This is a genomic window from Micromonospora gifhornensis (assembly GCF_016863515.1).
Lineage (GTDB): Bacteria > Actinomycetota > Actinomycetes > Mycobacteriales > Micromonosporaceae > Micromonospora > Micromonospora gifhornensis.
In genome coordinates this window covers 24,225-31,895 of sequence record NZ_BOPA01000009.1, presented here as the reverse complement: position 1 = coordinate 31,895, position 7,671 = coordinate 24,225, and the positions used below count along the sequence as shown (strand labels likewise).

Sequence of the window (7,671 nt, the reverse complement as noted above, 5' to 3'; positions counted from 1 at the left end):
CAGCCCCAGCCCCAGCCCCAGCCCCAGCCCCAGCCCCAGCCCCAGCCCCAGCCCCAGCCCCAGCCCCAGCCCCAGCGATCATGCGCTTCCCGTCGCCGTTGTGCCACTTTTGCCCCGATCTGAGGGGACCAAAAGTGCAAGATCGACGCAGACTGGGGGGTTAGGGGTGGGTTAGGTCTTTGGCTATGAGTTCGGCGATTTGGGTGGTGTTGAGGGCGGCGCCCTTGCGGAGGTTGTCGCCGGTCACGAAGAAGTCGAGGGCGCGGGGGTCGTCGAGGGCGCGACGGATCCGGCCGACCCAGGACGGGTCGGTGCCGACGGCGTCGATCGGCATGGGGAACTCGCCGGCCGCCGGGTCGTCGACCACGATCACGCCGGGCGCGTTGCGCAGCACCTCGCGGGCACCGTCGGTGTCGATCTCCGTGGCGAAGACCGCGTGCACCGCCACCGAGTGGCCGGTCACCACCGGCACTCGTACGCAGGTGGCGGAGACCTTCAGGTCGGGCAGGCCGAGGATCTTGCGCGACTCGTCGCGCAGCTTCATCTCCTCGGACGACCAGCCCTCGTCGGCCAGCAGGCCGGTCCACGGCACCACGTTGAGGGCCAACGGCGCGGGGAAGGGACCGAGGTCGTCGCCGACCGCCTGCCGTACGTCGCCGGCGCGGGAGCCCAGCGCACGGTCGCCGGCCACCTTGGTCAACTGGTCGTGCAGGGTGTCCGCACCGGCCTGACCGGCCCCGGAAACCGCCTGGTACGAGGCAAGCACCAGCTCACGAAGTCCGTACTCGCGGTGCAGCGGCGCGACCGCGATGATCATCGCAAGGGTGGTGCAGTTGCCGTTGGCGACGATGCCCCGCGGCCGGTCCCGCAGTTGCTCGGGATTGATCTCCGGCACGACCAACGGGACGTGCGGGTCCATCCGGAAGGCACCGGAGTTGTCCACCACGACCGCGCCCCGGCGTACGGCGATGGGCGCCCAGTGTGCGGCGACCTCGTCCGGTACGTCGAACATCGCGACGTCGACGCCGTCGAGCGCCTCCTCGGTCAGCGCCTGGACGGTGAGGTCCTCGCCCCGGCAGCGCACCTTGCGCCCGGCCGACCGTTCCGAGGCCAGCAGGCGGATCTCGCCCCAGACGTTGCGACGCCCGGTGAGCAGCTCACACAGGACCGTGCCGACGGCTCCCGTCGCCCCGACCACGGCCAGGGTGGGCAGCCCGGCCACCCGCCCTACCGTCCCGTCCCCGCGTACACCACGGCTTCGGTGTCGCCGCCGAGGTCGAAGGCCTCGTGGATGGCGCGGACCGCAGCGTCCAGGTCGGTGTCCCGGCAGACCACGGAGACCCGGATCTCCGACGTGGAGATCATCTCGATGTTGACGCCGGCCTGGCCCAGCGCGGCGAAGAAGCCGGCGGCGACACCGGGGTGCGAGCGCATCCCGGCACCGATCAGGGAGACCTTGCCGACGTGGTCGTCGTAGAGCAGGCCCTTGAAGTTGACCGACTCCTGGATCTTGCTCAGCGCGGCCATCGCGGTGGGGCCGTCGGCCTTGGGCAGGGTGAAGGAGATGTCCGTGCGACCGGTGCCCTCGGTGGAGACGTTCTGCACGATCATGTCGATGTTGATCTCGGCGCTCGCCGCGGTGTCGAAGATCCGCGCCGCAGCGCCCGGCTCGTCGGGCACCCCGACGATCGTGATCTTGGCTTCGCTGCGGTCGTGAGCCACTCCGGTGATCAGTGCCTGCTCCACTGGAAGCTCCTCTATCGATCCGGTGACCATCGTGCCGGTGTTTGTCGAGTATGACGAACGGACGTGGATCGGCAGCCCCGCCCGGCGGGCGTACTCCACGCTGCGCAGGTGCAGGACCTTGGCGCCGCAGGCGGCCAGCTCCAGCATCTCCTCGTAGGTGATCTGCTTGATGTGCCGGGCGTTCGGCACGATCCGCGGGTCGGCGGTGAAGACGCCGTCCACGTCGGTGTAGATCTCACAGACGTCGGCGCTCAGCGCGGCGGCCAACGCCACCGCAGTGGTGTCCGAACCGCCCCGCCCCAGCGTGGTGACGTCCTTGGTGTCCTGGGAGACGCCCTGGAAGCCCGCGACGATCACCACGGCACCCTCGTCGAGCGCGCCCTTGAGCCGCCCCGGAGTGACGTCGATGATCCGCGCCCGACCGTGCACCGAGGTGGTGATCACGCCAGCCTGCGAACCGGTGAACGAGCGGGCCTCGTAGCCCAGGTTGTGGATGGCCATGGCGAGCAGCGCCATGGAGATCCGCTCACCGGCGGTGAGCAGCATGTCCAGCTCGCGACCGGGCGGCAGCGGACTGACCTGGTTGGCCAGGTCGAGCAGCTCGTCGGTGGTGTCACCCATCGCGGAGACCACGACCACCACGTCGTCGCCGGCCTTACGGGCGGCGACGATCCGCTCGGCCACCCGCTTGATCCGCTCGGCGTTCGCGACGGAGGATCCGCCGTACTTCTGCACCACGAGTGCCACGACGGCGCACTCCCTCCCGGTTGCCCTGAGCGTGCCGCTGCCGGGCGGCACTCAGGCTGAGCGTGCCGACGCCGCCGGCACCGGTGGCCGGCGGCGCGGGTCGGTCGATGCCAGCGTATCGGTCTGCTCTGACCGCCGGGTCAGGTGATCCCACGATCCGGCCCGGCTACGCGGGCGACGTGGCGCGCGACACGCCGGAAACGGGAGCATGCCCGGGGGGTGTCCGCGCGACGCCCTCAACGCCGAGAATGACCGGGTGTACGCCCACCGGGTCGCCCCGTTCGTGTTTGCCCTGTCCGTGCTGCTCGCCGGCTGCTCGACCGATCCGCCCGCAGATCCGCCGCCGCCGACCTCGGCGCCTCGCCCGGTGGGGATGGACGCCGCCCGCGACGAGTTGGCCGCGCACGCCGCCGCCGCCCAGGATCGGCACCTGGTCGCCCGCTACGCGCTGCGGGTCGACGGCGAGGCGGACCGGTTGATCCTGGTCACCAGCGCGAACGACGGCAGTTGGCGGGTGGACGTGCCCGGCGGTGCGCTCGGCGGCACGGCCGACATCTCGCTCGCGGCCACGACCGACGGGCTGTTCCAGTGCGCGCTGCCCACGCCGACCCGACCGGAGCCGGCCAGTTGCGTACGCCTGGGCGAGCGGGACGACACCCTGCCACGCCGGCTCGACCCCCGGGTGCAGCACCCGTTCACGGACTGGCTGGACGTGCTGACCGACCGGCGCGCTCCGCTGTCCGTCTCACCGGCCATGGCACCCGCCGGGGCCAGCGGCTCCTGCTACTCCGTGGAGACCACCGCGGCGTCGATCAATCCGCCGCTGGACGTGGGGATCTACTGCTTCGACGCCGACGGCACCCTCACCGCGGTACGCGCGGCGTTCGGCACCCTGACGCTGGCCGCGACGCCGGAGCCGGCCCCGGCCTCGGTGCAGTTGGCCGGGCCGGTGGTGGAGGGTGAGCCGCTGGGCCTGGCCGCGCCCACCGACACACCCTCGACGGCGGAAGCACCGCCAGCGGCGGACGCACCGACGACGGCGGACGGCGACCCGACCGGCACCGGAACGCCCTGACGGCATATCCGTTACGGGTGCTTTTCCCCACATCCACCCGCCCGGACCAAAGTGATCAAATCCCCCATAGGGGACACTGGTCGCATGACCGACCTCACCCCGTTACTGGCGTTCCGGTGGAGCCCCCGGGCCTTCGATCCGTACGCCGAACTGACCCGAGCCGAGGCGGCGACGTTGCTGGAGGCGGCCCGCTGGGCACCCTCGGTCGACAACGGGCAGCCGTGGCGGTTCGCGGTCGGTCACCGCGACGACGACACCTTCAAACGAATCCTGGTCAACCTGCCGCCCGGCGAGCAGCGCTGGGCCGGACGGGCCAGCCTGCTGCTGCTCGTCGCGCACCCCCGCACCGGACACCCCATGGCCGCGTACGACCTGGGTCAGGCGGTGGCCCACCTCACCGTGCAGGCGACCGCGCTCGGCCTGTACGTCCGCCAACTCACCGACCTGGATCGGGCGGGCCTGGCGACCGACCTCGACCTGGCCGACGACCTGCGACCGTACGTGGTGGTCGCGGTCGGGAAGTTGGGCGATCCGCTGAGCCTGCCGGCCGACCTGGTGCCCCACGAGACGGGTCTGCGCCACCGCCGCCCGCTCGGCGAAATGGTCCTGACCTGCGACGATGCGCTTCGGTGACCGACAGATGCGAATTGCGTCTCATATCGCGGACCCACCTTCCCACTATCACCCCCATCACGTAGGGTGACTCTGTCATGTGGCAGGCGAGCCTTCTCCTTGGTCGCCGCGACGAGGCCTGACGGCCGGCACCTCGTCGCGGAGTCGAACCGCGCCGCCAGCACTGTCCCGGACCTTCCCTCTCGGCACCGCTGCCGACAGCCACTGCTGACGTCACATGACCCAGGAGACTTTCGCCATGGCTCACCAAGCCAGCATCACCGACATCGATCCCATCGCCCGCCAGCGTCCCAGCGGGATGCCGTACCGCCGTTATGAGCCGTACCGGCAGCAGTTCCGGATCGATCTGCCCGACCGCACCTGGCCCACCCGGCACGTCGAGGCCGCCCCCCGCTGGTGCGCGGTCGACCTGCGCGACGGCAACCAGGCCCTGATCGACCCGATGTCGCCGGAGCGCAAGCGCCGGATGTTCCAACTGCTGGTCCAGATGGGCTACAAGGAGATCGAGGTCGGCTTCCCGTCGGCCAGCCAGACCGACTACGACTTCGTCCGCCAGCTGATCGAGCAGGACCTGATCCCCGAGGACGTGACGATCCAGGTGCTGACCCAGTGCCGGGAGCACCTGATCGACCGGACCTTCGAGTCCCTGCGTGGCGCGCGGCGGGCGATCGTGCACTTCTACAACTCCACCTCCACGCTTCAGCGTCGGGTGGTGTTCGGACTGGACCGCGACGGCATCGCCGACATCGCCACCACCGGCGCCCGGCTCTGCCAGAAGTACGCCGAGATCCACACCCCGGACACCGACATCCACTACGAGTACTCGCCCGAGTCGTACACCGGCACGGAGCTGGAGTACGCGCTGGAGGTCTGCGCGAAGGTCATCGAGGTGATCGACCCGACGCCGGACCACAAGCTGATCATCAACCTGCCGGCCACCGTCGAGATGGCCATGCCGAACGTGTACGCCGACTCGATCGAGTGGATGCACCGGCACCTGCCCCGCCGCGACAGCCTGGTGCTCAGCCTGCACCCGCACAACGACCGAGGCACCGGGGTCGCCGCCGCCGAGCTGGGCCTGCTGGCCGGGGCGGACCGGATCGAGGGCTGCCTGTTCGGCAACGGCGAGCGCACCGGCAACGTCGACCTGGTCACGCTGGGCCTGAACCTGTTCTCGCAGGGCATCGACCCGATGATCGACTTCTCCGACATCGACGAGGTCAAGCGGGCCGTCGAGTACTGCAACCAGCTGCCCGTGCACGAGCGGCACCCGTACGCCGGTGACCTGGTCTACACCGCCTTCTCCGGCTCCCACCAGGACGCCATCAACAAGGGCTTCGCCGCGCTGAACGCCGACGCGGCGGCGGCCGGCGTACCTGTCGACGAGTTCACCTGGGCGGTGCCCTACCTGCCGATCGACCCGAAGGACCTGGGCCGCAGCTACGAGGCGGTCATCCGGGTCAACTCGCAGTCCGGCAAGGGCGGCGTCGCGTACATCATGAAGACCGAGCACCAACTGGACCTGCCCCGCCGGCTCCAGATCGAGTTCTCCGGGGTGGTGCAGCAGGTCACCGACCACGACGGTGGCGAGGTCGCCCCGGAGACCATGTGGCAGATCTTCGCCGCGCAGTACCTGCTCGACCACCAGAGCGACCCGCGCGTGACCCTGACCGAGTACGCCATCGGCACCGCCGACGGCAAGGTCGAGATCACCGCGCAGGTCGACGTCGCCGGGAAGCCGCAGGCGCTGACCGCGATCGGCAACGGCCCGATCGACGCGTACGTCAACGCGCTGGGCTCGACCGGAGTGGCGGTACGGGTGCTCGACTACCACGAGCACGCGCTCTCCTCCGGCGGCGACGCGCAGGCCGCGGCGTACGTCGAGTGTGAGGTCGACGGTCGTACGGTCTGGGGCGTCGGCATGGACGCCAACATCGTCACCGCCTCCATCAAGGCAGTCACCAGCGCCGTCAACCGCGCCCACCGCTGAGGTTCCGGGGGAGGGCCGCCGAGCCCTCCCCTACCCCTCGCGGGGTGGACGGTGCACGAACACCGCGGCGATGGCCGCCCCGGCCAGCAGCAGCCCGGCACACCAGAGCAGAGCCCCTCGGTAGGCGGCGGTCAGTTCGGTCGGCTGCGCGTACCCGGTGCCGGAGAGCCCGACCAGCAGCGGCAGGGCGGCGACCGCGAGCAGCCCGCCCACCCGGGACGCGGCGTTGTTGAAGCCGCTGGCCACCCCGGCGAACCGGTCGGCGACCGCGGCCAGGACCGACGCGGTCAGCGGCGCCACCACCATGGTCAGCCCGAGCCCGAACAGCGCCACCCCGGGCAGCACCTGCCGCCAGTAGGACGCTCCCGGGCCGACCTCGCGCAACAGCAGCAGGCCGACAGCGGCCAGCGCCGGCCCCACGGTCAGCAGCAGCCGTGGTCCGATCTTCGCCGACAGCGCACCCGCCACCGGTGAGCCGACAAGCAGCAGCAGGGTCATCGGCACCAGCGCCAGCCCGGTCACGAACGCCGACCAGCCGACCACGTTCTGCAGGTAGACCGCGATGAAGAAGGTGAACCCGCCGAGCGCGGCGTAGACCAGCACGGTGAAGACGTTCAGCACCGAGAACAGCTGGCTGCCGAACAGCCCGGTCGGCAGCATCGCCGTCTCGCCGCGCCGCCGCTCCACCAGCACGAACGCCACCGCGGCGAGCACCGCGACCACGGCCGCCCCGGCCACCGGCGGCGATTGCAGGCCCCGACCCGGCGCGTCGACCAGGGCATACGTGACACCGGCCAACGCGACCGCACCCAGCAGCGCACCGGCGACGTCGAAGCGTCGGCCCCGTTCGCCGGTCCCACGGGTCCGCGAGGTGCTCTCGTCCCGACTCTCCGGCACCCAGCGCAGGGCGGCCAGCACCACGAGCACCGCCAGCGGCACGTTCAGGAAGAAGATCCACCGCCAGGAGAGGGCGTCGATCAGCCAGCCGCCGAGGAGCGGGCCGAGTGCCGTGGAGACCCCCGACAGGCCCGACCAGACTCCGATCGCCTTCGCCCGTTCGTCGGGGTGGAAGCTGGACTGCAACAACGACAGCGAACCGGGTGTCAGCAGGGCCGCGCCGGCACCTTGCAGCAGGCGGGCGGCGATCAGCCAGTCGGTCCGCAGGGCCAGACCGCAGAGCACCGACGCGCCGGTGAACCACAGGACGCCGAGCAGGAAGACCCGTCGCCTGCCGAAGCGGTCGCCGAGCGCGCCTCCGAGCAGGACGAACGCGGCCAGGGTCAGCAGGTACCCGTTGACCGTCCACTGTAGGCCGGAGACCGAGGCGTCGAGGTCGGCGCCGAGCCTGGGCAGGGCCACGTTGACCACGGTGGTGTCCAGAAAGGCCATGCCGGAGGCGAGTACGGCGGCAGCCAGGGTGCCCCGGCCGGCTGCCGTACTCATCCGTAGGGCGGGTGCAGGTTCAGCCATGCCTACCAAT

Annotated in this window: 6 protein-coding genes; 3 read left to right on the top strand and 3 right to left on the bottom strand. The window is 70.9% G+C overall.

From position 1 onward, the window contains the following. Window positions 1-160: 160 nt before the first annotated feature. On the bottom strand, window positions 161-1,222 hold the full coding sequence (locus Vgi01_RS04565; RefSeq protein ID WP_102660770.1) for an aspartate-semialdehyde dehydrogenase: 1,062 nt from the start codon (window positions 1,220-1,222) through the stop codon (window positions 161-163). Between the two features lie 5 nt (window positions 1,223-1,227). Beyond that, window positions 1,228-2,493, bottom strand: coding sequence for an aspartate kinase (locus Vgi01_RS04560; protein WP_204290244.1), 1,266 nt, complete (start codon window positions 2,491-2,493; stop codon window positions 1,228-1,230). 208 nt (window positions 2,494-2,701) lie between these two features. Here Vgi01_RS04560 and Vgi01_RS04555 point away from each other — a divergent pair, with 208 nt between their 5' ends. From Vgi01_RS04555 to leuA, 3 genes are all read left to right on the top strand, one after another. Further along, window positions 2,702-3,568, top strand: a complete 867-nt coding sequence (locus tag Vgi01_RS04555; protein WP_239088798.1) for a hypothetical protein — start codon at window positions 2,702-2,704, stop codon at window positions 3,566-3,568. An 84-nt stretch (window positions 3,569-3,652) separates the two neighbouring features. After that, window positions 3,653-4,201, top strand: a complete 549-nt coding sequence (locus Vgi01_RS04550) for a nitroreductase family protein (protein WP_102660771.1) — start codon at window positions 3,653-3,655, stop codon at window positions 4,199-4,201. 217 nt (window positions 4,202-4,418) lie between these two features. Then, window positions 4,419-6,191 carry a 2-isopropylmalate synthase gene (leuA, locus tag Vgi01_RS04545; protein WP_102660772.1) on the top strand — a complete coding sequence of 591 codons (1,773 nt, stop codon included), beginning with the start codon at window positions 4,419-4,421 and terminating at the stop codon, window positions 6,189-6,191. Between the two features lie 30 nt (window positions 6,192-6,221). Here the strand turns inward: leuA and Vgi01_RS04540 are convergent, their stop codons facing one another. After that, window positions 6,222-7,661 carry an MFS transporter gene (locus Vgi01_RS04540; RefSeq protein WP_204290243.1) on the bottom strand — a complete coding sequence of 480 codons (1,440 nt, stop codon included), beginning with the start codon at window positions 7,659-7,661 and terminating at the stop codon, window positions 6,222-6,224. Between the last annotated feature and the right edge of the window lie 10 nt (window positions 7,662-7,671).

What these genes read in the sequence shown, in the direction of transcription:
- Vgi01_RS04550 (WP_102660771.1), top strand. Translation starts at nt 3,653, where the DNA reads ATGACCGACCTCACCCCGTTACTGGCGTTCCGGTGGAGCCCCCGGGCC.
- Vgi01_RS04555 (WP_239088798.1), top strand. Translation starts at nt 2,702, where the DNA reads ATGCCCGGGGGGTGTCCGCGCGACGCCCTCAACGCCGAGAATGACCGG.
- leuA (WP_102660772.1), top strand. Translation starts at nt 4,419, where the DNA reads ATGACCCAGGAGACTTTCGCCATGGCTCACCAAGCCAGCATCACCGAC.
- Vgi01_RS04540 (WP_204290243.1), bottom strand. Translation starts at nt 7,661, where the DNA reads ATGGCTGAACCTGCACCCGCCCTACGGATGAGTACGGCAGCCGGCCGG.